The organism is Anaerobacillus sp. ABR4_321 (assembly GCF_056158505.1).
Map to the genome: position 1 here is coordinate 213,491 of NZ_JBSWTK010000001.1, position 26,530 is coordinate 240,020.

Below are 26,530 nucleotides of genomic sequence, written 5' to 3' on the forward strand. Positions count from 1 at the left end.
TGATCGATGATCGCTCATGGTGATTGTTCAAAAGCGGAATACTAATTTTGACTCCCTGAATCTAAAAGGTAGTATACTTTATCCTATGCAAATACAAGCGATAATTGACAATTAATTCTGACAAATCAAGCTCGGAACGTACGAATTGTAAAACTATTGATAGATTGTATAAGAAATGCATTAAGAATATTCTCTTTTCGTTAATTGCCCATGCTGCCTAGACACTTTTTTTAACAAAAATAAGGCTGCCGAGAACATCTCGACAGCCTCAAAGCATGGGTTTTACTCTTTCTTATCTTTTTCGTTTTGAACAGGGTCAGGGCGTCGCCCATTTTTCTTTAATTCCTGGTTGGTTTCAAGCTCTTCCATCTCTTTACCAAGCTCTTTCATCTCTTTCTCATCCATTGCCATTGAACTGTTTGCAGGTTTATCTTTTCGTTCTGACACAATGAACTACCTCCTTAAGAAGAGAATACCCCTGCTTCACCTTTTTGGAACCTGAAAATTCATTTCTTGAAAGTGAAATCAAATTCTTCGATCGGCCAGTAACGCAGGTTCACCTCACCGACGACTTGGTCGATCGGGACGAGACCTATATGTCTGCTATCATAACTATGGCGTCTATTATCACCCATTAAGAACAAGTACCCCTCTGGCACTACAGCTTTTTCCGTTTTATCTTCGAGTTTAAAGTTCTCAGTCAAATTCCCATTAAAGACCTCACTTTTAAAATGAGTTAGATACGGTTCTTTCATCTTCTTGCCATTTATATAAAGTTGGTCATCTTTATACTCAAGCGTATCACCAGGAAGTCCTATCACTCTTTTGATATAGTCTTCATTCTCGTTCGCATGAAACACGACGAGATCAAAACGATCTGGCTCAGAGACTTCATACCCTATTTTATTGATGATCAGCCGATTTCCATCCTGAATGGTAGGCATCATGGATTCTCCGTGAACAACATAGTTCGTTATGATAAATTCACGAATTACAATCGCCAAGACAACGGCTATTGAAAATGCTTTTAGCCATTCCCAAAGCGGACTGCGTTCCTTTTTCATGTCAAACCTCTCTTCAATACGTCTTTACGTATAATCTATCACTCATACTAAAAAGGCACAAGCACCCGGTTAATCTCACTATAGGATATACAAACTTTTTACAAATTAGACGCTGTTCAAGAAAAAAAGCACACCTGTTAGGCATGCTTTTTCACCAGTTATCGATTCAATAAGCTTCCTACATAACGAAGAAGTTCATTGGCAGAGATTGAATTGTATCCATGCTCATCGATCAATCGAGCGATAACATCATTAATTTTCTTCAACTGATTCTCGTTCGGCGTTTTAGAAGAAGTCGTGATCTTCACAACATCCTTAAGGTCAGCGAACAATTTCTTTTGAATCGCTTCTCTTAAACGCTCATGCGAATTGTAATCGAATTTCTTTCCTTTTCTTGCGTATGCCGAAATTCTGATCAAGATTTCTTCACGGAAAGCTTTCTTTGCGTTCTCTGAAATACCGATCTGTTCTTCAATGGAACGCATCAACTTATCATCTGGACTCATTTCCTCACCAGTAAGAGGGTCGCGAAGCTTATTCTTGTTACAGTACGCCTCTACGTTATCAAGGTAGTTATCCATGAGCGTCTTAGCACTTTCTTCATAAGAATACACGAATGCTTTTTGAACTTCTTTCTTAGCAATCTCATCGTACTCTTTTCGAGCAACCGAGATAAAGTTCATATAGCGCTCTTTATCTTCCTTTGAAATGGAAGCGTGCTGATCCAAGCCGTCTTTCAACGAACGAAGCACATCCAGTGCATTAATTGAAGGTACTTCTTTTCTGATGATCGTAGAAGATATTCGATTGATGACGTAACGTGGATCAATACCACTCATTCCTTCATCAGAATGCTCTTTCTGCATCTCATCAACATCTACCTGATTGAATCCTTCAACAATTTCCCCGTCATACAAACGCATCTTCTTGACGAGGTCTACTCCCTGACGCTTTGAATCCTTCAATCTTGTGAGGATAGAGAAAATTGCAGCGACTCGAAGTGCATGTGGCGCGATGTGGACATCAGCAACATCACTTTCTCGAATCATTTTCTCGTAAATGCGCTCTTCCTGGCTTACTTTTAAGTTGTACGGTACAGGCATCACGATGATACGGGAATGGAGAGCTTCGTTCTTTTTATTTGAGATGAACGAGCGATACTCCGCTTCGTTCGTATGAGCTACTACTAATTCATCTGCTGATATCAATGCAAAGCGACCGGCTTTGAAGTTTCCTTCCTGTGTTAACGATAGCAAATGCCATAAAAACTTTTCATCACACTTCAGCATCTCCTGGAATTCCATCATACCTCGGTTCGCTTTGTTTAATTCACCGTCGAATCGATATGCTCTTGGATCAGATTCAGACCCAAACTCTGCGATCGTCGAGAAATCGATGCTACCAGTGAGGTCTGCTATATCTTGTGACTTCGGATCAGAAGGACTGAATGTTCCAATTCCTGTCCGTTTGTCTTCATTGAAGAAAATTCGTTCGATCATAACTTCTTCGATTCTGCCACCGTATTCTTGTTCGAGACGCATAAGGTTTAATGGCGATAGGCTACCTTCGACTCGAACACCGTATTCTTTGTAGAACTCCTCTCGCATGTGGTGAGGAATTAAGTGAAGCGGATCTTCATGCATCGGGCAGCCCTTGATTGCATAAACCGCTCCTGCATCTTCGTGTGAATATTTCTCTAAGCCTCTTTTTAAAATGGTAACGAGCGTGGATTTACCTCCACTTACAGGACCCATAAGCAATAAGATACGCTTTCTGACGTCTAATCGCTTTGCAGCTGGGTGAAAGTATTCTTCGACTAACCTTTCGATTGCTTCCTCAAGACCATAAAGTTCTTCAGCGAAGAAGTTGTAGCTTTTCTTGCCATCTACCTCGTTAATACCAGCATCTTTTATCATATTATAAACGCGTGAATGAGCTGACTGCGCTACTTCAGGTCGTTCTTTGATAATTTCTAAGTACTCGCCAAAGGTTCCTTCCCACTTCAGCCGCCTCTCTTCATCTCGATGCTGCTGGATTTTACGTAAGATATCCATTACGAGCCCCCTCCAAATTTGATTCATCGGATTTAATACATGGTATGCGGGGATGTCCTATAACATTCTGTTTTCTTTCTTACGTAAAAAAAGGCTGTTCTTCTGTATAGCCATAACGTCTACTACAAACAAAAAAACCGGCATAGCCGGTTTTACGTGTGGTAAACAACATTAAATTCACTTAGCTCGTTTCCAGATGCAGGAGACTTTTCTTTTGATTCACGCTTTTCTTTGTGTGCATTTTTGAATGAGTCAGAATGAATCCATTTTTGATAGGCATCTTCATCTTCCCATTTCGTAAACACGATCAGCTTTCCATTTTCAGATGGCTGTTCAAGAAAAAGAAACTCAAGACAACCTTCAACGTTCTTCATGCTTTCTGCACTTTTTCCAAAGCGTTCTTTCATTACAGCTTTGTGTTCATCAGGTACCTTCAATTCGTTCATAACAACATACATAAACAAAAGCCTCCTTTTAATAATCTCCTTCTATCGTATAGGAATGTGGCAAATTTTCCAACTCATTCATCCCGAAGAGTATCGAATTACCTTCAAAACATTCACAACACCTTCAACATCGTTTATAATCATAGATAGACTTGGACATAATTTTACCTGAGGAGGATGAAACCATGAGTTTCCTGGGTATTTTAGTAGTAATACTTGCTTTTCTAGCAGCCATCTTTACGGCTGGGTACAATGATCGACCTCAAAAAACCAAAAAAGGTAGTCGATAAAAAAGAACGACCGTTACGGTCGTTCTTTTTTATTTCATGTTAGGATATCCTTGTTGTCTAAGTGCCTCATACACCATGATTGCCGCTGTATTCGATAAGTTAAGCGCACGCACGTGTTCTGTCATAGGTAAGCGTAGACAGCGCTCCTTATTATTCTCGATCAGCTCATCTGGCAAACCGTTTGTTTCTCTTCCAAAAACAAAGAACGTATCTTTACTAACATCCGAATAGTCGAAGTCAGTATGAGTATTCGTACCATACTTCGTAATATAATAAAATTCTCCGCCTTCATTCTGATTAAAGAATATTTCTAGAGAATCGTAATAATGAACGTCAGCATATTTCCAGTAATCTAGACCTGCACGTTTTAGCATCTTATCATCTGTAGAAAAACCTAATGGACGAATAAGATGAAGACTTGTATTCGTAGCAGCACATGTACGAGCAATATTCCCAGTGTTTGCAGGAATTTCTGGCTGAAATAACACGATATTTAAAGACATAATGATTCACCTCCGCTTCAAAACATATCTATTATAGCATGTTTTCCACGGAGAGAAAGAATATGCTATTCATCTTCAATATGAAAAAATTTATACTGGATATTCGGTGTCCATGCCGTTGAGTCTTCATAATCCCAATATCGCATTCTACAGTTCGTATTATGCCCATTTACAAGCGGCTGCCCTTTTCCATCTTGATCGACCACAATCGTCGTATGTTGCCAGTTCCCATCTCCAGTAAAATCATAGCTGATTACATCGCCCGGTACTAAATCATCAGGCTGATAGACTTCTCTTGCTTTAAGCCCACTCTTTGAACCACTAAGATACCACCGTAATGCATGAGCGACTGACCACGAATAGCTCCAGCTGTTTTTCCGCACCCACCATCCTCTCGTTCGATCAGGATAACCCCTCATAGGTGCTTTACCTGCATGGATACATTGAGAGACATAGTTCGTACAGTCTCCATCAAATATTGGATAAGCAGGATTATAATCATCCCACCAGTTTTCAGCATATTTCACAGCAGATAAGCGATCATAATACGATCCCTTCAACCTTTCATCTCCCCTGCCTGCCCGTACAGGATTATCACAGTGTACACCTTCTTGCTCAACGGAACGATCATGGACTAGCTCTCCATCGATTAACTCTGCAAGCCTTTTTTCAAAACGCTCTTCTTGATACATCTTCTTACCATGCTTGATCACAAATTGCTGGTGAAGATAGTAATCAAAGATTCGAGTTTTGGATAACTTCTTTTTGCCGAGGAGTACACCTTTATTCAGTACTCTCACAACTGTAGCTTCTCGAGCGTTGCATTTCTTAATAAACCTGTTAACAGCTTCTTCTTCCGTAGCTGGACGTTTTCCATTGCTTCTAAAGGATAGCGATCCGTTCATTAAGTATGACGCTTGTTCTTCCCAAAAGGGTTTAAGCTGCTCTTCCCAACCCATTTTGCGTTCCCCCCTCTTCGCACTTTATGTTGGTGAATGGTTACACATACCACTTAGTGCAAGGTGAAACGTTGAATAGAACAAAAAAGCTCGGAAGTTCGTCTATGAACTCCGAGCTCGATAATACTTATGAAGTTACTGCTGTTTGAATTGCGGTCTGCTGTTCGAGTGACAGCAAGTATTCCTTCTTATCCATTCCTCCACCGTATCCAACAAGAGCACCATTGCTTCCAATCACACGATGACAAGGAATAATGATCGGAAGTGGATTCCGGTTGTTGGCAGAACCGATCGCACGTACTGCTCGAGGAGCAGAAATATCAACAGCAACGTCTTTATATGAGCGGGTCTCACCGTATGGAATCGTACTAAGACTATTCCATACTTTCTTTTGAAAAGGTGTTCCAATCAAATTCAGTTTTAAATCAAACATCCTTCTTTTTCCGCTAAAAAACTCTTCTAATTGAACAATAATCGGGTCGATGATTTCGTAATTCATAACGAAATCTGGTTTTACATGATTTTTCTTAAACCATGCTTCAGCCGCGGGTAGCATATCCTCAGCAAATCCGAAATCAAGTCTGTAAACTCCTTCAGAACCCGCAAATAATGTCAGCGTTCCAATCGGTGATTGGAACTCCCCATAACTGATCACTTGTTTCTCCATGCTATCCCTTCTTTTATTCAACATTTTTCATTATCTTACAAGACATTATATTATTTGACCAATACCATTAAGACTTATTTTGAAGCATAGACAGCCCTTTTTCAATCTCATCTGCCGCTTCCTGGTCTTTTTCTTTCATTTGCTCATTTATTAAAGCATCATACGCCTTGTTTCCACCGATCTTTCCGAGGGCCCAAGCGGATGTCCCTCGAATGACAGGTCGTGGGTCATTTCTCATCAAATCGATCAGTGTATCCACCGCTGCTTCGTCTTTGTAATGCGCTAGAGCAAGAATGGCGTTTCGTTGAATTGGCTTCTTCCCTCGCCATGAACCAGCCGCTTTTCCAAACTTCTCTTTAAATTCTCTATTACTCATCGTAAGCAGTGGAATCAACTTTGGTTTCACCACTTCTGGATCTGGTTCAAGTTCAGGATGATGGTGAAAGTCGATCCCCTTGTTTTTGGGACACACCAGCTGACATGTATCACATCCATAAAGTCTGTTGCCTAACTTTGAGCGATACTCATCAGGAAGGAAACCTTTAGTTTGAGTTAAGAAAGCAATGCATTTACTTGCGTTTAGCTGACCACCTTCAACTAGTGCTCCAGTTGGACAAGCATCTACACAAATATTACAATCTCCACAACCTTCTTCCACTGGTTCATCCGGCTCTATAAAGACATCTGTGATCATCTCACCAAGATAGACCCAAGAACCGAACTCTTCCGTAATCAGCATCGTATTCTTCCCAGTAAATCCAAGTCCAGCTCGTTCGGCTACTGCTCGATCAGATAATTCGCCTGTATCAACCATTGAGCTTGTTTGAGCAGTTGGAACTTTCGATTTTATAAATGATTCAAGAAGGGAGAGCTTTTCTCTTAACACGTGATGATAATCGACGCCCCACGACGCTCTACAAAATAGACCTCTCCGTTCGCCTCTTTTACTTCTTGGACTATCCTTCATTTTTGATGGGTATGCAATGGCGATCGAAACGATCGTAGTCGCGCCACGTAACAAGAGCTCAGGCTCCGTTCGTTTCTCAATATCAGGTTCTTCAAACCCTGATTGATAACCTAACTGCTGCTGTTGCTTCAACCGCTCTTTGAGCGATTTGAAAGGATCAGCTGCAGCAAAACCTATCTTATCGATTCCGATTGATTTACTGTATGCAACGATCTCTTCCTTTAACTGGGCGTTTGTCACTTTACTCCCTCCCTTCTTCATGAAAATTAATGTTATTAGACGATCTTCAATGTTCTAAGTCGATTTAATACTGCTGCCAACTCTGTTCTTCTAATACGAGCGAGATCACCTGGATGTTGATTGGCAAACATAGAGAAGGATCCGATTCCCTCATCATTCATTTGTTTTTCAACTGCATCCAAAAGCTCCGACACGGATACGTCTCCAAGTTTGTTCTTCCTTTCAAGAAAATGAAGAATTTCCGCAGCTAATCGCGTCTGACTCGGATCGATCAGCTGCTCGACTTGAAGGAGTGAAATATCAGTATTGCCATATAGAATGTGGTGAAGTCCTTTCGCAGAAACCTTCGCCTTTTTCCCTTTTTGACTATTTAAACTAGATTTATGAGGAAGGCGACGGTCTACCTCTCCGAAAAGCTCGCCACCTTCTTTATTTCGAGCTGTATTAGACTCGGCTGAAATCCTTTTAGCCTCATTCGTTACATCATATGGAAGGTAATTCTCCATCAAAATAACCGTATCGGCTACATCGAAATAATCGCCTGACCCTCCCATGACGAGTATTGTTGAAACACTATGTTGGTTATATAGTTGTTGTACACGGTCAATAAAAGGTGTGATCGGCTCTTTGTCTTTTGAGACGAGTTGCTGCATCCGAACATCTCGAATCATAAAATTCGTTGCACTTGTATCTTCGTCGATCAACAGTGCATGACAGCCTGCCTCAACTGCTTCTATTATATTAGCTGCCTGAGATGTACTTCCACTAGCATTTTCTGTTGTGAAGGAACGAGTATCTTTCCCAAAAGGTAAATTCTCAATAAACGGTGAAATATTTACCCCTGTCACCTTTCTTCCATCTTCAGATCGAATTTTCATAGCTAGTTCATCAGTGATCACATACTCTCTTCCATCACCTGCAATATGATCATAAACGCCGTGCTCGAGTGCATGCAAGAGGGTACTTTTGCCATGATACCCGCCCCCTACTATGAGGGATATCCCTTTCTCGATCGCCATCCCTTTTATCGGTTCTTCTTTATGGGGGATCGAGATCGAGACTTCTTTGCTAGACGGAGACTTGAATGGAACAGCTTTATTCTGTAACGGCCGATCGCTAATACCACTCTCTCGGGGCAAAATGGCACCATCCGCGATAAACGCCACGTACCCTTTATCTTTCAAGAACATTCTGATCGTTTCTTGTTGATCCGCTAGATGAATGGCTTCAATTACCTCTCCCTCATTTAGAGAAAAAATAGATGCTTTTAGAATCTCTCGTAAATAGGTCGTTAACATTTGCTGGGCTTGTCTACCAAGCACACGTCTACCTTGTGCTGGTAAGCCCACTGATAAACAGATCGTGATGTCGGTTTTTGTTACTGACACGGCTGTACGTTCTAATACTTTTTGTTTAGGAGCATCAATGATAAAGGTGCCACTCTTACCGGAACCCTTGATATTTCCTTTGTGTTTATAAATGGACTTCGCTACCTTCCTTGCGATAAAATCCTCTAACCTGATCCGCCTTTGGTCACCATCAAACCACTCAGTCTTCACCTTAGCTTTGTCACGAGGAATGATAGCTCTTATTCTAGATGGGCTTGCGAATGGATCTCCTTGTACATAATCGATCGAAAGAGTGTAATTCTCGAAATCATAGCTCCCTCTTATATCTTTATAAGCTTTATAACTTTTTCCATCTATACGTTGTAAATGATCGGTCAAATTCTTCATATGAGGTGAGCCTCCTTTTGAGCTTCTAGTAGTCGCTTATGATAAAATGAACGGAAATAAACAATAAGGAGAACGGTAACATGACTAACATTTCTCTCTCAACATCTATTACCGAAATACTTCCTGACTTTAAGATTGGATGGATCACATATCATGATATCGTGGTTGAAAACTCACCGCAAATGGTGCGCGGAAGATATCAGTTCTACCTTGAAACTATGATGATGGATCTAGAAGATGCAGAGATCACATCTTTTCAACCAGTTAAAGAATGGCGAACAGTATTTAAAAAGCTCGGAACCGATCCTTCACGCTATCGCCCTTCGTCAGAAGCATTATTAAGAAGGCTTAAGAAAGGTTCTGACCTTCCTAGGATTCATTCTGCTGCAGATATAAACAACCTTCTCTCATTGCAGTATAAGATTCCGATCGGTATCTATGATCTAGATAAGGTAGAAGGATCGATCACCATCCTTCTTGGCGATGAGTCTACAACGTATCAAGGATTGAATGGTCGAGAAGTGAACTTCACTAACAAGCTAGTCTCTCTAGACGAAAAAGGACCATTCGGAAGTCCGATTGTGGACTCAGAGCGTACTGCTGTTACTGAGGAAACGACAAATGCTATACAGCTATATTATATTCAACCTTCCCTCTCTAATGAGGAGGCAAATAAACTTTTACAAGCTTCTGGGGAAATGTTTAATCAGATTCATGGCGGAGACTTTAATTACGGATTAGCAAACTGAACGATAATAGAGCAAACATAAAAAAACGCAACGCTTCGTTAATCATAACGAAACACTGCGTTGGGTAAATGGTGAAAATTCGAGGTTTTTCTACAAACCTCGCTGATGTAGTTAGAATAACACAAAGTATAATAGCAAAACAATAGGTAATTTTAATTTTCTTTAGATTTGCTTTACAATATTTCAATATAGAATCTACAAGTGTATGATAGTGACTGAAACCAATGTGAAAGGAATGAGCATATGGAACCTTTTTCAATACCATTCTTTGAAGAAAACTTTAGACAGTACATAAAGAAAAACGATGATGTGTTCTCAAAGCAAGAAGCGATGAACAGCTACTACCGGTCAGTTGTGTCTTCTATGATTTACGACAATCTTAACAAAAATTCTGAGATCGTTCGTAGAATTCGAAACCTGGATACTGCATACAAGACGATTAAAGAAGAAAAGGCGGAAGAATAACAAAAGGCTCTCTTACAACATGTAAGAGAGCCTTTTAATTCGTTTACTTGATGTCACATGAATCAGTACCACAAGCGTCACCTTCACTAGTGATTACCTGAAGCTGCTTATCCTCTTCCCAGGCTTTGTTTAACGCCTGTTGGAACATCTCTGGAGGCTGGGCCCCTGAAACAGCATACTTTTCATTAAAGACGTAGAATGGAACGCCTTGAATGCCTAATTGGCTGCCAAGAGACTCATCAAAGCGTACTTCTTTTGAAAACTCTTCACTACGAAGCATATCATTCACTTCTACCCTATCAAGTCCTACCTCTTCAGCTAGGTTACAAAGCGTGTCATGATCAGAGATGTCTTCCGTTTCAGTAAAGTAGGCATAGAAAAGTCTTTCTGCCATCTTTTCCATTAGGTCGTGTTTTGCGGCAAACTGAAGCAGTCGGTGAGAATCAAAAGAATTAGTAGGCTTCATATTCTTAAAATCAAACGTTAAGCCTTCGTTTTCTGCTTGTTGCCTCATGTTCTCACACATACCTTCAGCCTGTTCAAGGCTGACATTATACTTACTCGCTAAAAGCTCAGCTTTGCTTTTTCCAGTTGCTTTTTCTGCGTTCGGATCAAGTTCAAAGCTTCTATAAACGACCGTAACCTCGTCGCGATGTGGAAAGGATTGAAGCGCGGTTTCTAAGCGTCTTTTTCCTATATAGCAAAAAGGACATACAAAATCAGACCAAATTTCTACTCTCATGGTTATCACTCTTTCATAGTAATCGATTTACAGTCAGTGTACCATTTTTCGCTGATAGAGAGATAATGTTTCGCTCATTGCAAGTTATTGTGTTGATTATCTGGAGAAGAGGACATCGATGCCTCAACTTCAGAAAACAATTTTGAATTCATTGGGCCTGTCGTTATCGCTGAATTGGATGGACTTCCACCTAATAAACGTTGAATCGCTATCAAATCCTGACGTAATGAATCGACATCGCCTTTTGTCGCTGCTTGCATGTGAGGCTTTAGTGTATAACCCAGTTGGCCATTCGCTTCCATTGTAGCTTCCTGAACGTCTTCGATCGAGGAGATTTGAGAGTGTCTTAATTTCATTTCTAATTGATCAACAATTAACCTCAGCTTTTTTAGTTCTTTCTCTTGCAATGTACCGTCCTTAATAACCATCTTAGACCGCCCAGAAACCAATCCTTCGATCCAGTCGACTTTCAGCTCTCCAAGTTCGATTAAAACCAGAGTAAGTACGAGTACTAAAGCTATTAACAACGTCACTAGCACATTTTCCCCAGCAATCGGCTGTACGATCAAGGAACCCATTCAAATCATAATAACGACCTGAGCGATCGTCATCTGATTAATCGATTTTCGTCCTGCAATCCGCAAGATGAACGTTCCTCCAACAACGAGTAATACAGCTTTCCATAACAATGAATAATCCAACACACCCTCTCCTCCTTCTCATGAAGTCGATCTCGGCTATCACACATTCTAGTTTTCACTGAAAGATGAGACATTATGAAGAAGTGGTTGTTTCTATCGAAGGTTTAAGACAATAAAAAAAGACTTCTACACTGTAGAAATCCTGACGTTTAAGTATCAAATATGTAACTGGTACCGGTGGTCGGGTTCGAACCGACACTCCTCACGGAACACGATTTTGAGTCGTGCGCGTCTGCCAATTCCGCCACACCGGCATAAAGACAATTTTTTAATTTCGGAAAGTAAATGGTGCCGGAGGCCGGGCTCGAACCGGCACGGAGGTACACCCTCCGCAGGATTTTAAGTCCTGTGCGTCTGCCAATTCCGCCACTCCGGCAGGACTTTTTAAAAAAATATGAAGATTGGAGGCGGCACCCGGATTCGAACCGGGGCGTAAGGGTTTTGCAGACCCGTGCCTTACCACTTGGCTATGCCGCCGTTATAAAAATGGAGCGGAAGACGGGATTCGAACCCGCGACCCCCACCTTGGCAAGGTGGTGTTCTACCACTGAACTACTTCCGCAACTAATATGGCTGGGCTAGCTGGATTCGAACCAGCGCATGACGGAATCAAAATCCGTTGCCTTACCGCTTGGCTATAGCCCAACATAATGGGGCGACTGATGGGAATCGAACCCACGAATGCCGGAACCACAATCCGGTGCGTTAACCACTTCGCCACAATCGCCATTATTTTAAATCTTAATTGGCAGGGGTAGTAGGAATCGAACCCACACCGGAGGTTTTGGAGACCTCTGTTCTACCTTTAAACTATACCCCTATCAAAATGGTGGAGGGGGACGGATTCGAACCGCCGAACCCTGAGGGAGCGGATTTACAGTCCGCCGCGTTTAGCCACTTCGCTACCCCTCCAAAACAGGCAATTATCATTGTAATATATACTATATATAAAAACAATGGAAATTGATACCTTTTTGAGAAAAATGGTGCCGGCCAGAGGACTTGAACCCCCAACCTACTGATTACAAGTCAGTTGCTCTACCAATTGAGCTAGACCGGCAACATGGTGGCTCCGGACGGAATCGAACCGCCGACACGTGGATTTTCAGTCCACTGCTCTACCGACTGAGCTACAGAGCCATGTTTTAAACATTCCGCTTTTACGTTATTTAGATCTAGCTTATAGTAAGAGTTTAGGTTGCCCTAAAGGGCTACAATTAAAATTCAGCTAAGATGCTTATTCGACGTAGTGGAATTTTTTGGTTGCACTCTACCGAGTACTCCCATTGATTTCTAGCAAGAAGTCTATTCGACGTAGTTAGAAATCTTAAATTGGTTGCGGGGGCAGGATTTGAACCTGCGACCTTCGGGTTATGAGCCCGACGAGCTACCGAACTGCTCCACCCCGCGATAATATAATGAATTTTCTAAACCAACTATGTTGATTGAAAATGGCGGTCCCGACGGGAATCGAACCCGCGATCTCCTGCGTGACAGGCAGGCATGTTAACCGCTACACCACGGGACCTTTGAAATGGTGGAGGATGACGGGCTCGAACCGCCGACCCTCTGCTTGTAAGGCAGATGCTCTCCCAGCTGAGCTAATCCTCCACAGAGTAAAACAATAAATTAAGTTGGTGACCCGTACCCCGTACGGGATTCCGACGCGTTAGCTAGTCCCGCTGCGAATCTTCTTGAGATTGCATCTTGCGGGGGAACCCTTGGGTGAGAAGCCCGTAAGCTTCTTTGAAAAATGGTGACCCGTACGGGATTCGAACCCGTGTTACCGCCGTGAAAGGGCGGTGTCTTAACCGCTTGACCAACGGGCCAATCTAGTATGTAGCTGGCGGAGAGCGAGGGATTCGAACCCTCGAGACGGCGTTGACCGTCTACACGATTTCCAATCGTGCTCCTTCGGCCACTCGGACAGCTCTCCATGGCTCCACAGGTAGGATTCGAACCTACGACCGATCGGTTAACAGCCGATAGCTCTACCACTGAGCTACTGTGGAATAATGTTTAGCCTGGCGACGTCCTACTCTTGCAGGGGGAGAGCCCCCAACTACCATCGGCGCTGAAGAGCTTAACTTCCGTGTTCGGCATGGGAACGGGTGTGACCTCTTCGCCTTCATCACCAGACTTCTAACAGCTCGCACTTTCGTGTGATTGCTAGCGACAAGATATATATTACAATATATTTTGTCATTTTTCAAGGAAAATTTTATTCCCTGAAAACTAGATAGCACGCAACATCGTATTCCAATTTTTTAGGTTAAGCCCTCGATCGATTAGTATTCGTCAGCTCCACGTGTCGCCACGCTTCCACCCCGAACCTATCAACCTCATCATCTCTGAGGGATCTTACCAGCTTGACGCTGTGGGAAATCTCATCTCGAGGGGGGCTTCATGCTTAGATGCTTTCAGCACTTATCCCTTCCACACGTAGCTACCCAGCTATGCTCCTGGCGGAACAACTGGTACACCAGCGGTGTGTCCATCCCGGTCCTCTCGTACTAAGGACAGCTCCTCTCAAATTTCCTGCGCCCGCGACGGATAGGGACCGAACTGTCTCACGACGTTCTGAACCCAGCTCGCGTACCGCTTTAATGGGCGAACAGCCCAACCCTTGGGACCTACTTCAGCCCCAGGATGCGATGAGCCGACATCGAGGTGCCAAACCTCCCCGTCGATGTGGACTCTTGGGGGAGATAAGCCTGTTATCCCCAGGGTAGCTTTTATCCGTTGAGCGATGGCCCTTCCATGCGGAACCACCGGATCACTAAGCCCGACTTTCGTCCCTGCTCGACTTGTAGGTCTCGCAGTCAAGCTCCCTTGTGCCTTTACACTCTGCGAATGATTTCCAACCATTCTGAGGGAACCTTTGGGCGCCTCCGTTACTCTTTAGGAGGCGACCGCCCCAGTCAAACTGCCCACCTGACACTGTCTCCGCACCGGATCACGGTGCTGGGTTAGAATGTCAGTACAGCCAGGGTAGTATCCCACCGACGCCTCCACCGAACCTAGCGGTCCGGCTTCTATGGCTCCTACCTATCCTGTACAAGCTGTACCAAAATCCAATATCAGGCTACAGTAAAGCTCCATGGGGTCTTTCCGTCCTGTCGCGGGTAACCTGCATCTTCACAGGTACTATAATTTCACCGGGTCTCTCGTTGAGACAGTATCCAAGTCGTTGCACCTTTCGTGCGGGTCGGAACTTACCCGACAAGGAATTTCGCTACCTTAGGACCGTTATAGTTACGGCCGCCGTTTACTGGGGCTTCGATTCAGAGCTTCTCCCGTAAGGGATAACCCCTCCTCTTAACCTTCCAGCACCGGGCAGGTGTCAGCCCCTATACATCGCCTTGCGGCTTGGCAGAGACCTGTGTTTTTGCTAAACAGTCGCTTGGATCTTTTCACTGCGGCTCCCCTGGGCTATTCACCCGAGGAAGCACCCCTTCTCCCGAAGTTACGGGGTCATTTTGCCGAGTTCCTTAACGAGAGTTCTCCCGATCGTCTTAGGATTCTCTCCTCGCCTACCTGTGTCGGTTTGCGGTACGGGCACCTCTTTCCTCACTAGAGGCTTTTCTTGGCAGTGTAGAATCAGGGACTTCGGTACTTAAATTCCCTCGCCATCACGACTCAGCCTTCACGGTGAACGGATTTGCCTATTCACCAGCCTAATCGCTTGGACGCGCATATCCAGCAGCGCGCTCTCCCTATCTTTCTGCGTCCCCCCGTCGTTCAAACGGAAAGGAGGTGGTACAGGAATATCAACCTGTTATCCATCGCCTACGCCTTTCGGCCTCGGCTTAGGTCCCGACTAACCCTGAGCGGACGAGCCTTCCTCAGGAAACCTTGGGCTTTCGACGGACAAGATTCTCACTTGTCTTTCGCTACTCATACCGGCATTCTCACTTCTAAGCGCTCCACCAGTCCTTTCGGTCTGACTTCGCAGCCCTTAGAACGCTCTCCTACCATTGTCGTAAGACAATCCACAGCTTCGGTGATACGTTTAGCCCCGGTACATTTTCGGCGCAGCGTCACTCGACCAGTGAGCTATTACGCACTCTTTAAATGATGGCTGCTTCTAAGCCAACATCCTGGTTGTCTAAGCAACGCCACATCCTTTTCCACTTAACGTATACTTTGGGACCTTAGCTGGTGGTCTGGGCTGTTTCCCTCTCGACTACGGATCTTATCACTCGCAGTCTGACTCCCGCGGATAAATCGTTGGCATTCGGAGTTTGACTGGATTCGGTAATCCGGTAGGGACCCCTAGTCCAATCAGTGCTCTACCTCCAAGATTCTTGCCGCGAGGCTAGCCCTAAAGCTATTTCGGAGAGAACCAGCTATCTCCGGGTTCGATTGGCATTTCACCGCTACCCACACCTCATCCCCGCATTTTTCAACATGCGTGGGTTCGGGCCTCCATTCAGTGTTACCTGAACTTCACCCTGGACATGGGTAGATCACCCGGTTTCGGGTCTACGACCACGTACTCCTTCGCCCTATTCAGACTCGCTTTCGCTGCGGCTCCGCCTTCTCGGCTTAACCTTGCACGGGATCGTAACTCGCCGGTTCATTCTACAAAAGGCACGCTGTCACCCATTAACGGGCTCCAACTAGTTGTAGGCACACGGTTTCAGGTTCTCTTTCACTCCCCTTCCGGGGTGCTTTTCACCTTTCCCTCACGGTACTGGTTCACTATCGGTCACTAGAGAGTATTTAGCCTTGGGAGATGGTCCTCCCGGATTCCGACGGGGTTTCACGTGTCCCGCCGTACTCAGGATCCGTCTCGGAGGGCAGCGGATTTTGACTACAGGATTGTTACCTTCTCTGATGGACCTTTCCAGGTCGCTTCGTCTATCCGTGCCTTTGTAACTCCAATGAGACGTCCTACAACCCCAGAGGGCAAGCCCTCTGGTTTGGGCTGTTTCCGTTTCGCTCGCCGCTACTCAGGAAATCGCGATTGCTTTCTCTTCCTCCGGGTACTGAGATGTTTCAGTTCCCCGGGTATGCCTTTTACTTCCTATGTATTCAGAAGTAAATACCATCCCATTACGGATGGTGGGTTCCCCCATTCGGAAATCTCCGGATCAAAGCGTACTTACTGCTCTCCGAAGCATATCGGTGTTCGTCCCGTCCTTCATCGGCTTCTAGTGCCAAGGCATCCACCGTGCGCCCTTAGTAGCTTAACCTTAGATTTCGCTAGAAACAGTGTTCTAACGTCATCGATGCACATCGTTAGATGTGACTAACTAAGTTATAACGCAAAAAATAATAATTATTGGATGTCGTTGTTTGTGCTATCTAGTTTTCAAGGAACGTGAAAGAATACAATCATTCTTTCAAAACTAAACGAAACGCTCATGCAAGTTTGGCAACCAATGTTGCCTCGTAATTCTCCATAGAAAGGAGGTGATCCAGCCGCACCTTCCGATACGGCTACCTTGTTACGACTTCACCCCAATCATTTGTCCCACCTTCGGCGGCTGGCTCCAAAAGGTTACCTCACCGACTTCGGGTGTTACAAACTCTCGTGGTGTGACGGGCGGTGTGTACAAGGCCCGGGAACGTATTCACCGCGGCATGCTGATCCGCGATTACTAGCAATTCCGGCTTCATGCAGGCGAGTTGCAGCCTGCAATCCGAACTGAGAACGGCTTTATGGGATTCGCTTCACCTCGCGGTGTCGCTGCCCTTTGTACCGTCCATTGTAGCACGTGTGTAGCCCAGGTCATAAGGGGCATGATGATTTGACGTCGTCCCCACCTTCCTCCGGTTTGTCACCGGCAGTCACCTTAGAGTGCCCAACTGAATGCTGGCAACTAAGATCAAGGGTTGCGCTCGTTGCGGGACTTAACCCAACATCTCACGACACGAGCTGACGACAACCATGCACCACCTGTCACTCTGTCCCCCGAAGGGGAACGTCCTATCTCTAGGAGTGGCAGAGGATGTCAAGACCTGGTAAGGTTCTTCGCGTTGCTTCGAATTAAACCACATGCTCCACTGCTTGTGCGGGCCCCCGTCAATTCCTTTGAGTTTCAACCTTGCGGTCGTACTCCCCAGGCGGAGTGCTTAATGTGTTAACTTCAGCACTGAGGGTGGAACCCCCCAACACCTAGCACTCAACGTTTACGGCGTGGACTACCAGGGTATCTAATCCTGTTTGCTCCCCACGCTTTCGCGCCTCAGCGTCAGTTACAGACCAGAGAGCCGCCTTCGCCACTGGTGTTCCTCCACATATCTACGCATTTCACCGCTACACGTGGAATTCCACTCTCCTCTTCTGCACTCAAGTCCCCCAGTTTCCAATGGCCCTCCACGGTTGAGCCGTGGGCTTTCACATCAGACTTAAGAGACCGCCTGCGCGCGCTTTACGCCCAATAATTCCGGACAACGCTTGCCACCTACGTATTACCGCGGCTGCTGGCACGTAGTTAGCCGTGGCTTTCTGGTTAGGTACCGTCAAGGTACCGCCCTATTCGAACGGTACTTGTTCTTCCCTAACAACAGAGCTTTACGACCCGAAGGCCTTCGTCACTCACGCGGCGTTGCTCCGTCAGACTTTCGTCCATTGCGGAAGATTCCCTACTGCTGCCTCCCGTAGGAGTCTGGGCCGTGTCTCAGTCCCAGTGTGGCCGATCACCCTCTCAGGTCGGCTACGCATCGTGGCCTTGGTAAGCCGTTACCTTACCAACTAGCTAATGCGCCGCGGGCCCATCCTACAGTGTTAGCCAAAGGCCAACTTTCAACGTTGCATCATGCGATGCTATGTATTACCCGGTATTAGCTCCGGTTTCCCGGAGTTATCCCAGTCTGTAGGGCAGGTTGCCCACGTGTTACTCACCCGTCCGCCGCTGAGAAATGGGAGCAAGCTCCCATTTCTCCGCTCGACTTGCATGTATTAGGCACGCCGCCAGCGTTCGTCCTGAGCCAGGATCAAACTCTCCGATAGAAAAGTTCAATCTAGCTTTAAAACAATGTTTGTTTCCGTAGAAACAAGTTCTTGCATGGCGTTTCGTTCAGTTTTCAAAGATCGATTTGTTTCTTTCAATGTCGTTTTCAGCGACTTTATTAATATAACACATTAACTCGTTCGAAGTCAATAACATTTTTGAAAGTTTTTGTTTGCCGCGTTGCTTTCTTGCGGCGACAAGTAATAATATATCACGGGGCAAAAATATGGTCAACCCTTTTTATAATATTTTCCCCCGTTTATTTTAAATTGCTATTTTGCTCGATACTGACGACTATAAATTCCATTACCTTTTGTTTCAGATAGTAGAACTTCAATTAGTTCTTTCTCTACCATATACTCTAGAAGAGCGCCTAGGTCGATTCCATACTCTTTTAACTGATCGTTCTCCAACAGCTCCTGATAAGTCCAAACTCCATCGCGCTCATTCATAACCTTCCTTATATGAAGAGTAGCGTTGAAAGATTTAGATGAAAGTGAAAAGTCATTAGCAAGAAGGAGCAATTCAAGGCGTTTATCAAGAGGATCCTCACCAGTGAGAAGCTCAGTATACAACTTAAAGATTTCAGGTTCAATATGTTTCACTTGATTCCAAACGGTGATTTCTGGATGAAAACCATGCTCGATGACAGATAAACGTGCTAGATGATGCAAAGCATGCAAAATAAAATTGTAAGCATCCATATATTGTTTTGAAGCAAACAGTTCCTTACCATCCATATACCTTCTAATGAGTTTAGCGAATTCAACTCCGATCTTGCGAGTACGTTCCTCTAATGGAAATTCACGAATACGCTCTTTCAATCCTGCTATGTATTCATTTCGATCAAAAATGATCTTTCCGTTAACAAGCCAAGCCACTAGACGACGATGGCTCCCTGTAAGCAACCAATCATGAACTTGTTGTTCAGAAACAACATGCATCGCTGCTTTCTTGTCCTCAAATTCATAATGCTTAACAAGCCATGGCTTTTGATTATTATTAACGATGATCAATAAAACGACATCAAAGTTATCAGTCAATGGATGATGTGGTTTTGTTTTTTCAATTACAATAACTCCAAGGGTTTCGGGGTGACTTGCTCTTTCCTGGTAAATCGGCCTTAAAAGGTTTTCCATCTGACTTTCCTCCAGCAGTACTTTTTTATTCTTGGACCCGTACCTGTCTAAACAATTCAACATTCAATATTATAAATCCTGTTATAAATTAAGCAATCCTAATTTTGAACTTTTTATGGAAGATGGTAAGGAAAGTGCTTACAGATAATCCATATGCTATACTTGGTTGCAGGAGGGACAAGTGATGCAATTAAAGTATACAAACAAAATAAATAGAATTCGTACGTTCGCACTGAGCTTAGTCTTTATCGGAATTGGTATAATGTATATAGGTATTTTCTTTAAAACATCCGTCTTCTTAATGACGTTGTTTATGATTATTGGTTTCTTAGCAACGATTGCTAGTGCTGTTGTGTATTTCTGGATTGGGATGCTATCGACCAAAGCTGTCCAGGTCACCTGTCCTAATTGCGAGAGAACGACGAAAGTTCTTGGGCGAGTGGATGCTTGTATGTACTGCAAACAACCATTGACGATGGATCCAAGCTTAGAGGGTGTCGAGTTCGACGAGAAATATAATAGTAAAAAGACTAAAAATAAATAAGGAGCAGCTGTGCTCCTTTTTTGTTAACACAAAAAAAGCTCGCCATTTGAGGCGAGTTTTTTTAGTGTTTATTCTTTTGACACTCCGGACATGAACCGTATATTTCCATCCTGTGGTCGCCAACTTTGAAGCCTGTGACTTGCTCAGCTAGCGTTTCAACTTCATCTAATCCGGGATAATGGAAGTCTACAATTTTCCCACATTCATCACAGATAATATGGTAATGATCAGTCGTAACACAGTCGAATCTGCTTGAAGAATCTCCATATGTTAATTCTTTAACGAGTCCAATTTCCTTAAACACTCTTAAATTATTGTAGACAGTGGCTACACTCATATTAGGGAATTTTCCTTCAAGCGACTTATATATTTCATCTGCTGTAGGATGGGCCATTGATTGGATCAAATGTTCCAATATGGCATGACGTTGAGGGGTTATACGCACACCCGAGCTTTTCATTGCTTCTATCGCTCCATGCAGTTTTTCTTCAGCCATTCGTCATGCACCTCTCTTCCAACAAGCATTCTTACATTATAATGTTTATAATTAGTGTACATGGTAGAGCCATCAATTGTCAATGATCTACTACTCGCGCAAGGAATCACTTCTTTTCATCATGCAAAATAGATTCCTTTTCTCCCATATGATAATTAATATAACGTGCAGCTACGAATAGAAAATCAGACAAGCGATTTAAAAATGAAAGAACGAGCGGATTGACCCCATCTACTAAAGTTGCATTTCGTTCTGCTCTTCGTACGATCGTCCTTGAAACATGTAAACCTGCACCGGCTTGATGTCCACCTGGAAGAATAAAGTTTTTCAAAGGATCGAGTTGTTTCTCCCAAACATCAATCTGAGCTTCCATCTCTTCAATATGAGAACCTTCTATCTTCCACCCAACATTTTTACCATCAGGAGTAGCGAGTTCTGCACCAACATGAAAAAGCCACGTTTGGATTTTGTGAAAAATATCATCCCAGTTCTCTTTTCCTTCGAATCGGGCTTTTGCGACATAGCTGAGCGCAAGTCCAATCTGAGAATTCGCTTCATCACAAGTCCCGTAAGCTTCTACTCTAATATCATTTTTTGGGACACGCTTCCCATAGATTAATGACGTCTCTCCTTTATCACCCGTCTTAGTATAGATCTTCATCATTAATACCCCCTATCTAGATTAATATTATTTTGAAAATCGTTCGTACCGTTCATGTATTCATTCAAGTTTCTTTTGAAAATCTCGATTGCACGAGGCTGATAATTCGGGGATACTCCTGAGTGATGTGGTGTTACAGTAACGTTAGGCATTTCCCAAAAGGGGTGTTCTTTATCAAGCGGCTCGGTTTCAAAAACATCCAAGACAGCATGGTGGATCTCTTCATTGTGTAGTGCACTCACCAAAGCATTTTCATCTACAGTATCGCCTCTTCCAATATTTATAAAAACGGATGTGTCTTTCATCGCACGGAAGTGTTGGCCTTTAAAGAACTGATACGTATCAGGAGTGCTTGGAAGTACGTTGACGACAGTGTCACACTTCGGAAGCATATCCATCACTTTGTCGTTAGAATACATGTGATCAAAATATGCAGATGGCTCCCCTTTACGATTCACTCCAATCGTAGTCATATTGAATGCTTTTGCTATTCGACCTATTTCGCCACCAATAGCTCCAGTACCGATTACACCGAGAGTTGACCCAGATATCTCATTTAATGGCATCCTCTTGTTCCACGTATTAGAAGCTTCATTCGCAAGAAGTTCTTTCGTATTACGAGCCGTCATCAGCATCGCCCAAACCGTATATTCTGCCATTTGGATACGATGAATTCCTCTTGCATTCGTAACGAATATCCCTCTCTCTTTTATCGTATTAAAAGGTAACAACTCTACCCCTGCTGATAAGACCATGATCCACTTCAGCTTTTTCGCTTTATAGATATGCTCCTCTTGAACGTCCTCACCATATGTAACCAGTACGTCTGCATCATGTAGGTGTTCCTCTGCTTCACTCATAGATGGATAATACTGGAATGTAACTTCTGGGTATTCGCTTATCAAATCGCTTTTAATTTGTGATTTAAGTTTTGCTGTAGATACAATGTTCATAGTTTCACCTCAGGGAATTATTATGATTCAAGTATAGCTGATTTATGTTGACCCTTTAAACGAAAACCCTTGAGTTAAGAGAATTTTCGGAATAAACACAATAAAAAAGAGCGCTATTTGCGCTCAAAACTGAAGATATGATCTTCTGATAGACTATGCATATCGACTAGATCTGGATAGTCTTTTGCCATTAAAGCATCACCTTTTAGCCTAGGTTTTCTTTAATATAGTTTAGTGCCGTTTCCACATGTTCTTTCACTCTGACTTTGCGCCATTCTTTTACAAGATTGCCTTCCTTATCGATAACGAACGTGGAGCGCACGATTCCCATGTACTCCTTACCAAAGTTCTTCTTCAGCTGCCATACGTCATACGCTTCAGCTACTTGATGATCTTCGTCAGCTAGAAGAAGGAAAGGAAGTTCATATTTATCGATGAACTTTTTATGTTTCTCAACAGGGTCTGGGCTAACGCCTAGAATAACTGTATCGAGCTCTTCGAAACCTTCGATATGATCTCTGAAATCACACGCTTCAGTCGTACAGCCAGGTGTCATATCCTTAGGATAAAAATAAAGAACAACGTTTTTACCTTTGTAGTCTGATAGGGATACTGTTTCTCCAGTACTTGCTTCTAATTTGAAATCAGGTGCTTTTTGACCAACTTCAACACTCATCGTTACGCCTCCTTATAATTACTTCTAAAGTAAGCGTACCGAAATACGAAGAAACTTACAACTCATGACCCCTCTTTGTAATGGACGATCGTCGTCACAAAGAATGCTGCTGGCATTAAGTATCCTATCAAAGCTTCGAGTATAGCGATCCAGCGCCCTACCCCGATTGGGGTGATGTCACCATATCCAACTGATAAAAGTGTCACTGCACTAAAATAAAGAACGGATTGCACCCTAGTCAACGCATCCATAGGAATTAAGGAAATATCAATACTACCTTCTCTTAATACAGGAATTTCAAGAATGATTAGCCCTAGATAGATGCAGGCAAAAGCTGTAATCATCGTAAAATATACGATAAATAATAGTACTAGCTTGTAAACGGAGAGAAGACTTCCTGGTATACGCGTCCTCTTCATTAGTGAGACTAGACTTTTCCCAATTCCTAAAGTAGCGATTATCATGGCTAGAATTATCAATCCAATGATCATTGAACCACCTCATAATCACTTTATGAGGATTATTACGAAATAGGACAAACTAATGCGAAGATAGCACGGTATAGACGACCATCCGCTCTTCGTGCGTACCGGCACTTCGATTGAAAGTCCCTGTGCAGGTAATAAGGTTTAATCGTGGTTTATTACTCATACCAAAAATCTTCTCGAGCGGGGCATCATTTCTTGGATATGAAGATGTGCTCTCGACTGTAAACTCATAGGATTTTCCGATATCGCTCGTTACGGTTAGGACATCGCCTGGTTTAAGATCGCCTAGATGAAAGAAAACTGCAGGCCCAGTTTTATTATCTACGTGTCCAGCAATTACAGCGTTTCCAGCTTCTCCAGGCTCAGCGCCTAATTCATACCACCCTACGTTCTGATCATCTTTTGGCACATCCATTTGACCATTAGGTAACTGACCAACATGTTCAACCTTTGCATCTACATCTATTTCTGGGATCGACAATCGTTCTGGTACAATCCCTTCATATATTGGTGTCTTTGCTTCTGATTTACTTTCATAAGTAACAGCCACTTCTGCACTCTCAGTAACTGGCATCGCCTCTGGCTCAGTATTATCAGAAGAGGAGCAGCCCATGGCTGCCCCTAAAAGAATGATACTGAACACCTTCTTTAGTGACATCGCTGCTCCTCCTCTTTAAAGAATTATGCTGTTACCTTTTTACGAATAAAGATGATTGTTCCAGCTGCTAGAATTCCAGCACCTAACAATGTCCAAGCAATCATATTGTTTCCTTGATCAGCCGTACCACCCATTCCTGTCTGAGGCATATCAGAAGGCATGTTTGAAGAATCTACAAGCGGCCAAGCTTCTAAAGGTTGTTCTCCTTCAACAAGTCCGATTGCATATACAGAATAGACATATCCTTCTTTAAGTTCTACTCCAGGGATTTCAAGTACAACGTCTTCAGAACCAGCTGGACGAACTTCTAAATCAACCGTCATAGGATCAACTTCAGCATAGTCAGATGTGGATTTAAAAGCAACATCTGAGAAAAGAACATCTCCATCTTTTACTGCTACATCAACGTTAGGAGCATCCGGGGAAGCATGTACAACTCTTACTTTCGCTTTTCCTTCAGAAGCTTTCGCGTCATCACCTAGCGCCCAAAGAGAAATTCCATCAAGTTTACCAACTGCAGCTGCAGAATATTTCATTCCTTCTTCAAGTGTTACGTTCTGACTGATAACTGGGTCACCTTCACCGTTTTCACCTGCAGGGAAAACTTCGATCTTGTGGTCTCCAGCAGGTAGAGCCATATAATCTGTCGCTTGCTTATACTCGGCACCTTCCACAACCGCTTCTCCATCAACATAAACATCTACTGCCGGTGCATCAGGTGATGCATGAATAACGCGAACCATCGCTTCGTGATCATCCGCAAAAGCCTGAGTACCGATAAGACCAAACATCATAACTAGTGCAACTGCGGACGCCATAAATTTCTTCAACATGCTTCCACTCCTCTTGTTTTGTTTTTGTTATACTTTTGTATAACCTATGTTCAACTATTAATACGACAAAAAGAGTGTGAATGGATCACTTTTTTTAAAGTTAATTTGTTTTTATTTCGAAACAAGGGGAATAAACCTACTAAATTAACTAGAGAGGGAGTTGCGTAACGTGAAGAAAGAAAACTTCGCGATCGGTTACTGGAGCTCGAATAATGAGGAGCTGTTCCAGAGGTTTTGTTACGAAAATCAACAGACGCTGATCAACATCGCACGTCGTATCGTCAATGATCAACAAATTGCTGAAGAGGTCGTTCAAGATGTGTACATGGAGGTCTGGAATAAGCGCAATCAATTCGATCCTAGTAAAGGAAAACTTTCTTCATGGGTGAATCAGATTACGAAGAATCGTGCCATCGATCGAATCAAAAAGGAACAGCGCAGCTTCCAAGAAACGGTGATGGAGGATTTTCGTGCTGTGAACGAAACAGCTTATACACATGATCATATAGAAGATAACCATGTGATCGATCAGGCATTAACGACATTGACGCATGAACAGCAAGAAATCATGAGACTTATTTATTTTGAAGGGTACTCACAATCAGAAGTGGCGACTAGAAAGAAAATTCCACTCGGTACAGTTAAAAGCCGCGTTCGGTTAGGAATTAAAAAACTCAAAGAAAATCTTGCGCTGTCTCAACTTGGCTTAGCTTCTAAATAAAAAACCAGAGGGAGTCCCTCTGGTCGATCAATTACCTGCACCTCGATATTTAGTTACACCGATGTTCCACATGAATATGGCGAAACCGAAGAAAGCAAAACCGATTACTGGTGTGAGAAATGCATAGCCGTACCATTCTTCACGGCCTAGAAAATAAGCGGAAGGATAGACACCAACGAATGCAAACGGAAGAATCCATGTAAGGATAAAGCGAATAACTTTATTGTAGATATCGACTGGATATCTTCCATAGTTTCCGATATTGTACATCATCGGCATGATGCTTGTTCTGCTATCAGACCAGAAGCTAATACTAGCAAGCAGAACGAAGATTCCTGCATAAACAAATGCCCCTCCGATCACCATCATAAGGAAGACAAACGGATCATACCAAGATAGAGTTAAATCCAACCTACTTCCTGCGTAAACCATAACCGCTATCCCCGTAATCATTCCAAACAATGATTCTAGTTCCATTCGTTCAAGGATGATTTGAAACAAACTGTGAACCGGCCGAGTAAGGATACGATCCATTTCTCCTTTAACGATGTACCTTTCATTAAAATCCCAAATGTTAAAGAAGGCACCGAAGATAGCGAACGGAACGAGGAAAAAGCCATAGATAAAGATGATTTCATCCCTCGACCAACCACTCAGCATATTAGTGTGTCCGAATACCACGAGGATAAAGATTAGATTTACAGCTTGAAACAATAGGTCAGACATGATTTCCATCGCCATATCAACGCGATATGTTAATCTCGTTTTCATATATTGTGAAACATATAGAAAGAAAATAGTTGCGTGCTTCATATA

The 26,530-nt window shown here is 43.3% G+C and carries 25 protein-coding genes, 16 tRNA genes and 3 rRNA genes; 4 read left to right on the top strand and 40 right to left on the bottom strand.

Annotated elements, in window-relative coordinates:
* Positions 1 to 282 precede the first annotated feature (282 nt).
* The 9 genes from ACXADT_RS01110 to ACXADT_RS01150 form a co-directional block, all read right to left on the bottom strand.
* Complete coding sequence (locus ACXADT_RS01110; RefSeq protein ID WP_474814286.1) at positions 283 to 447, bottom strand: hypothetical protein; 165 nt, start codon at positions 445 to 447, stop codon at positions 283 to 285.
* 59 nt (positions 448 to 506) lie between these two features.
* Entirely contained in the window at positions 507 to 1,064 is a 558-nt protein-coding gene (gene lepB / locus ACXADT_RS01115; RefSeq protein WP_270182391.1) for a signal peptidase I, read from the bottom strand.
* A 158-nt stretch (positions 1,065 to 1,222) separates the two neighbouring features.
* Positions 1,223 to 3,118, bottom strand: a complete 1,896-nt coding sequence (locus ACXADT_RS01120) for a PrkA family serine protein kinase (RefSeq protein WP_270182390.1) — start codon at positions 3,116 to 3,118, stop codon at positions 1,223 to 1,225.
* Positions 3,119 to 3,270: 152 nt separating this feature from the next.
* Entirely contained in the window at positions 3,271 to 3,576 is a 306-nt protein-coding gene (locus ACXADT_RS01125; protein WP_270182389.1) for an antibiotic biosynthesis monooxygenase family protein, read from the bottom strand.
* A gap of 307 nt (positions 3,577 to 3,883) precedes the next feature.
* Positions 3,884 to 4,357, bottom strand: coding sequence for a tRNA (uridine(34)/cytosine(34)/5-carboxymethylaminomethyluridine(34)-2'-O)-methyltransferase TrmL (gene trmL / locus ACXADT_RS01130; protein ID WP_270182388.1), 474 nt, complete (start codon positions 4,355 to 4,357; stop codon positions 3,884 to 3,886).
* Between the two features lie 65 nt (positions 4,358 to 4,422).
* On the bottom strand, positions 4,423 to 5,316 hold the full coding sequence (locus ACXADT_RS01135) for an amidase domain-containing protein (RefSeq protein ID WP_270182387.1): 894 nt from the start codon (positions 5,314 to 5,316) through the stop codon (positions 4,423 to 4,425).
* Between the two features lie 127 nt (positions 5,317 to 5,443).
* Entirely contained in the window at positions 5,444 to 5,983 is a 540-nt protein-coding gene (locus ACXADT_RS01140) for a methylated-DNA--[protein]-cysteine S-methyltransferase (protein ID WP_270182386.1), read from the bottom strand.
* Between the two features lie 67 nt (positions 5,984 to 6,050).
* On the bottom strand, positions 6,051 to 7,190 hold the full coding sequence (queG, locus tag ACXADT_RS01145; protein ID WP_270182385.1) for a tRNA epoxyqueuosine(34) reductase QueG: 1,140 nt from the start codon (positions 7,188 to 7,190) through the stop codon (positions 6,051 to 6,053).
* Between the two features lie 35 nt (positions 7,191 to 7,225).
* Entirely contained in the window at positions 7,226 to 8,926 is a 1,701-nt protein-coding gene (locus ACXADT_RS01150) for an ABC-ATPase domain-containing protein (protein ID WP_474832981.1), read from the bottom strand.
* Positions 8,927 to 9,006: 80 nt separating this feature from the next.
* Here ACXADT_RS01150 and ACXADT_RS01155 point away from each other — a divergent pair, with 80 nt between their 5' ends.
* The gene (locus ACXADT_RS01155; protein WP_270182383.1) at positions 9,007 to 9,675 is read left to right on the top strand and encodes a B3/B4 domain-containing protein; all 669 of its coding nucleotides are present in this window, start codon (positions 9,007 to 9,009) and stop codon (positions 9,673 to 9,675) included.
* A gap of 243 nt (positions 9,676 to 9,918) precedes the next feature.
* Entirely contained in the window at positions 9,919 to 10,140 is a 222-nt protein-coding gene (gene yvfG, locus ACXADT_RS01160; RefSeq protein WP_474832982.1) for a protein YvfG, read from the top strand.
* Between the two features lie 43 nt (positions 10,141 to 10,183).
* Here the strand turns inward: yvfG and ACXADT_RS01165 are convergent, their stop codons facing one another.
* The 23 genes from ACXADT_RS01165 to ACXADT_RS01275 all read right to left on the bottom strand — a co-directional run bounded on the left by ACXADT_RS01165 (position 10,184) and on the right by ACXADT_RS01275 (position 19,684).
* On the bottom strand, positions 10,184 to 10,882 hold the full coding sequence (locus ACXADT_RS01165) for a DsbA family oxidoreductase (protein WP_474832984.1): 699 nt from the start codon (positions 10,880 to 10,882) through the stop codon (positions 10,184 to 10,186).
* A 74-nt stretch (positions 10,883 to 10,956) separates the two neighbouring features.
* The gene (locus ACXADT_RS01170) at positions 10,957 to 11,415 is read right to left on the bottom strand and encodes a YetF domain-containing protein (protein ID WP_474832986.1); all 459 of its coding nucleotides are present in this window, start codon (positions 11,413 to 11,415) and stop codon (positions 10,957 to 10,959) included.
* 45 nt (positions 11,416 to 11,460) lie between these two features.
* Positions 11,461 to 11,586, bottom strand: a complete 126-nt coding sequence (locus tag ACXADT_RS01175) for a hypothetical protein (RefSeq protein ID WP_474832987.1) — start codon at positions 11,584 to 11,586, stop codon at positions 11,461 to 11,463.
* Between the two features lie 166 nt (positions 11,587 to 11,752).
* A tRNA-Leu gene (locus tag ACXADT_RS01180) sits at positions 11,753 to 11,837 on the bottom strand.
* Between the two features lie 32 nt (positions 11,838 to 11,869).
* Positions 11,870 to 11,959 (bottom strand) — tRNA-Leu (locus ACXADT_RS01185).
* A gap of 26 nt (positions 11,960 to 11,985) precedes the next feature.
* A tRNA-Cys gene (locus ACXADT_RS01190) sits at positions 11,986 to 12,060 on the bottom strand.
* Positions 12,061 to 12,070: 10 nt separating this feature from the next.
* A tRNA-Gly gene (locus ACXADT_RS01195) sits at positions 12,071 to 12,145 on the bottom strand.
* Between the two features lie 8 nt (positions 12,146 to 12,153).
* Positions 12,154 to 12,228: transfer RNA gene (locus ACXADT_RS01200), tRNA-Gln, on the bottom strand.
* A gap of 6 nt (positions 12,229 to 12,234) precedes the next feature.
* Positions 12,235 to 12,310 (bottom strand) — tRNA-His (locus ACXADT_RS01205).
* Positions 12,311 to 12,329: 19 nt separating this feature from the next.
* Positions 12,330 to 12,403 (bottom strand) — tRNA-Trp (locus tag ACXADT_RS01210).
* 7 nt (positions 12,404 to 12,410) lie between these two features.
* A tRNA-Tyr gene (locus tag ACXADT_RS01215) sits at positions 12,411 to 12,495 on the bottom strand.
* Between the two features lie 72 nt (positions 12,496 to 12,567).
* Positions 12,568 to 12,643: transfer RNA gene (locus ACXADT_RS01220), tRNA-Thr, on the bottom strand.
* A 4-nt stretch (positions 12,644 to 12,647) separates the two neighbouring features.
* Positions 12,648 to 12,723, bottom strand: a tRNA-Phe gene (locus ACXADT_RS01225).
* 193 nt (positions 12,724 to 12,916) lie between these two features.
* A tRNA-Met gene (locus ACXADT_RS01230) sits at positions 12,917 to 12,993 on the bottom strand.
* Between the two features lie 42 nt (positions 12,994 to 13,035).
* A tRNA-Asp gene (locus ACXADT_RS01235) sits at positions 13,036 to 13,111 on the bottom strand.
* A gap of 7 nt (positions 13,112 to 13,118) precedes the next feature.
* Positions 13,119 to 13,194, bottom strand: a tRNA-Val gene (locus ACXADT_RS01240).
* A gap of 143 nt (positions 13,195 to 13,337) precedes the next feature.
* Positions 13,338 to 13,412: transfer RNA gene (locus ACXADT_RS01245), tRNA-Glu, on the bottom strand.
* Between the two features lie 15 nt (positions 13,413 to 13,427).
* Positions 13,428 to 13,519: transfer RNA gene (locus ACXADT_RS01250), tRNA-Ser, on the bottom strand.
* 1 nt (position 13,520) lies between these two features.
* Positions 13,521 to 13,595, bottom strand: a tRNA-Asn gene (locus ACXADT_RS01255).
* A gap of 10 nt (positions 13,596 to 13,605) precedes the next feature.
* Positions 13,606 to 13,722: ribosomal RNA gene (rrf, locus tag ACXADT_RS01260) — 5S ribosomal RNA — on the bottom strand.
* A 129-nt stretch (positions 13,723 to 13,851) separates the two neighbouring features.
* A 23S ribosomal RNA gene (locus ACXADT_RS01265) occupies positions 13,852 to 16,781 on the bottom strand.
* 213 nt (positions 16,782 to 16,994) lie between these two features.
* A 16S ribosomal RNA gene (locus tag ACXADT_RS01270) occupies positions 16,995 to 18,544 on the bottom strand.
* The 16S, 23S and 5S rRNA genes sit together here with 16 tRNA genes alongside, the layout of an rRNA operon.
* Before the next feature lie 273 nt (positions 18,545 to 18,817).
* The gene (locus ACXADT_RS01275) at positions 18,818 to 19,684 is read right to left on the bottom strand and encodes a nucleotidyltransferase-like protein (RefSeq protein WP_270182609.1); all 867 of its coding nucleotides are present in this window, start codon (positions 19,682 to 19,684) and stop codon (positions 18,818 to 18,820) included.
* A gap of 184 nt (positions 19,685 to 19,868) precedes the next feature.
* Here ACXADT_RS01275 and ACXADT_RS01280 point away from each other — a divergent pair, with 184 nt between their 5' ends.
* The gene (locus tag ACXADT_RS01280; RefSeq protein WP_270182610.1) at positions 19,869 to 20,228 is read left to right on the top strand and encodes a YgzB family protein; all 360 of its coding nucleotides are present in this window, start codon (positions 19,869 to 19,871) and stop codon (positions 20,226 to 20,228) included.
* Positions 20,229 to 20,289: 61 nt separating this feature from the next.
* Here ACXADT_RS01280 and perR read toward each other — a convergent pair whose 3' ends face one another.
* The 7 genes from perR to ACXADT_RS01315 form a co-directional block, all read right to left on the bottom strand.
* Entirely contained in the window at positions 20,290 to 20,724 is a 435-nt protein-coding gene (gene perR / locus ACXADT_RS01285; RefSeq protein ID WP_270182611.1) for a peroxide-responsive transcriptional repressor PerR, read from the bottom strand.
* A gap of 106 nt (positions 20,725 to 20,830) precedes the next feature.
* Complete coding sequence (locus tag ACXADT_RS01290) at positions 20,831 to 21,385, bottom strand: cob(I)yrinic acid a,c-diamide adenosyltransferase (protein WP_474832989.1); 555 nt, start codon at positions 21,383 to 21,385, stop codon at positions 20,831 to 20,833.
* A gap of 2 nt (positions 21,386 to 21,387) precedes the next feature.
* Positions 21,388 to 22,338, bottom strand: coding sequence for a D-2-hydroxyacid dehydrogenase (locus tag ACXADT_RS01295; RefSeq protein WP_474832990.1), 951 nt, complete (start codon positions 22,336 to 22,338; stop codon positions 21,388 to 21,390).
* A gap of 205 nt (positions 22,339 to 22,543) precedes the next feature.
* Complete coding sequence (gene bcp / locus ACXADT_RS01300) at positions 22,544 to 23,014, bottom strand: thioredoxin-dependent thiol peroxidase (RefSeq protein ID WP_474814303.1); 471 nt, start codon at positions 23,012 to 23,014, stop codon at positions 22,544 to 22,546.
* Positions 23,015 to 23,076: 62 nt separating this feature from the next.
* Complete coding sequence (locus ACXADT_RS01305; protein ID WP_270182614.1) at positions 23,077 to 23,505, bottom strand: ion channel; 429 nt, start codon at positions 23,503 to 23,505, stop codon at positions 23,077 to 23,079.
* Between the two features lie 49 nt (positions 23,506 to 23,554).
* A complete protein-coding gene (locus tag ACXADT_RS01310) occupies positions 23,555 to 24,160 on the bottom strand; it encodes a class F sortase (protein ID WP_474832992.1) in 606 nt (201 codons plus the stop codon).
* Positions 24,161 to 24,183: 23 nt separating this feature from the next.
* Positions 24,184 to 24,993, bottom strand: a complete 810-nt coding sequence (locus ACXADT_RS01315; RefSeq protein WP_474832994.1) for a DUF4397 domain-containing protein — start codon at positions 24,991 to 24,993, stop codon at positions 24,184 to 24,186.
* Between the two features lie 169 nt (positions 24,994 to 25,162).
* Here ACXADT_RS01315 and ACXADT_RS01320 point away from each other — a divergent pair, with 169 nt between their 5' ends.
* The gene (locus tag ACXADT_RS01320) at positions 25,163 to 25,714 is read left to right on the top strand and encodes an RNA polymerase sigma factor (RefSeq protein WP_270182617.1); all 552 of its coding nucleotides are present in this window, start codon (positions 25,163 to 25,165) and stop codon (positions 25,712 to 25,714) included.
* A gap of 27 nt (positions 25,715 to 25,741) precedes the next feature.
* Here the strand turns inward: ACXADT_RS01320 and ACXADT_RS01325 are convergent, their stop codons facing one another.
* Complete coding sequence (locus tag ACXADT_RS01325) at positions 25,742 to 26,527, bottom strand: ABC transporter permease (RefSeq protein ID WP_270182618.1); 786 nt, start codon at positions 26,525 to 26,527, stop codon at positions 25,742 to 25,744.
* Positions 26,528 to 26,530: the final 3 nt, after the last annotated feature.

Bases quoted from the DNA above. Each gene is read 5' to 3' on its own strand.
- ACXADT_RS01315 (WP_474832994.1), bottom strand. From the start codon at position 24,993: ATGTTGAAGAAATTTATGGCGTCCGCAGTTGCACTAGTTATGATGTTT.
- ACXADT_RS01325 (WP_270182618.1), bottom strand. From the start codon at position 26,527: ATGAAGCACGCAACTATTTTCTTTCTATATGTTTCACAATATATGAAA.
- ACXADT_RS01165 (WP_474832984.1), bottom strand. From the start codon at position 10,882: ATGAGAGTAGAAATTTGGTCTGATTTTGTATGTCCTTTTTGCTATATA.
- ACXADT_RS01125 (WP_270182389.1), bottom strand. From the start codon at position 3,576: ATGTATGTTGTTATGAACGAATTGAAGGTACCTGATGAACACAAAGCT.
- ACXADT_RS01290 (WP_474832989.1), bottom strand. From the start codon at position 21,385: ATGAAGATCTATACTAAGACGGGTGATAAAGGAGAGACGTCATTAATC.
- ACXADT_RS01140 (WP_270182386.1), bottom strand. From the start codon at position 5,983: ATGGAGAAACAAGTGATCAGTTATGGGGAGTTCCAATCACCGATTGGA.
- ACXADT_RS01310 (WP_474832992.1), bottom strand. From the start codon at position 24,160: ATGTCACTAAAGAAGGTGTTCAGTATCATTCTTTTAGGGGCAGCCATG.
- ACXADT_RS01120 (WP_270182390.1), bottom strand. From the start codon at position 3,118: ATGGATATCTTACGTAAAATCCAGCAGCATCGAGATGAAGAGAGGCGG.
- lepB (WP_270182391.1), bottom strand. From the start codon at position 1,064: ATGAAAAAGGAACGCAGTCCGCTTTGGGAATGGCTAAAAGCATTTTCA.
- ACXADT_RS01135 (WP_270182387.1), bottom strand. From the start codon at position 5,316: ATGGGTTGGGAAGAGCAGCTTAAACCCTTTTGGGAAGAACAAGCGTCA.
- trmL (WP_270182388.1), bottom strand. From the start codon at position 4,357: ATGTCTTTAAATATCGTGTTATTTCAGCCAGAAATTCCTGCAAACACT.
- ACXADT_RS01150 (WP_474832981.1), bottom strand. From the start codon at position 8,926: ATGAAGAATTTGACCGATCATTTACAACGTATAGATGGAAAAAGTTAT.
- ACXADT_RS01295 (WP_474832990.1), bottom strand. From the start codon at position 22,338: ATGAACATTGTATCTACAGCAAAACTTAAATCACAAATTAAAAGCGAT.
- perR (WP_270182611.1), bottom strand. From the start codon at position 20,724: ATGGCTGAAGAAAAACTGCATGGAGCGATAGAAGCAATGAAAAGCTCG.
- yvfG (WP_474832982.1), top strand. From the start codon at position 9,919: ATGGAACCTTTTTCAATACCATTCTTTGAAGAAAACTTTAGACAGTAC.
- ACXADT_RS01280 (WP_270182610.1), top strand. From the start codon at position 19,869: ATGCAATTAAAGTATACAAACAAAATAAATAGAATTCGTACGTTCGCA.
- ACXADT_RS01305 (WP_270182614.1), bottom strand. From the start codon at position 23,505: ATGATCATTGGATTGATAATTCTAGCCATGATAATCGCTACTTTAGGA.
- bcp (WP_474814303.1), bottom strand. From the start codon at position 23,014: ATGAGTGTTGAAGTTGGTCAAAAAGCACCTGATTTCAAATTAGAAGCA.
- ACXADT_RS01155 (WP_270182383.1), top strand. From the start codon at position 9,007: ATGACTAACATTTCTCTCTCAACATCTATTACCGAAATACTTCCTGAC.
- ACXADT_RS01275 (WP_270182609.1), bottom strand. From the start codon at position 19,684: ATGGAAAACCTTTTAAGGCCGATTTACCAGGAAAGAGCAAGTCACCCC.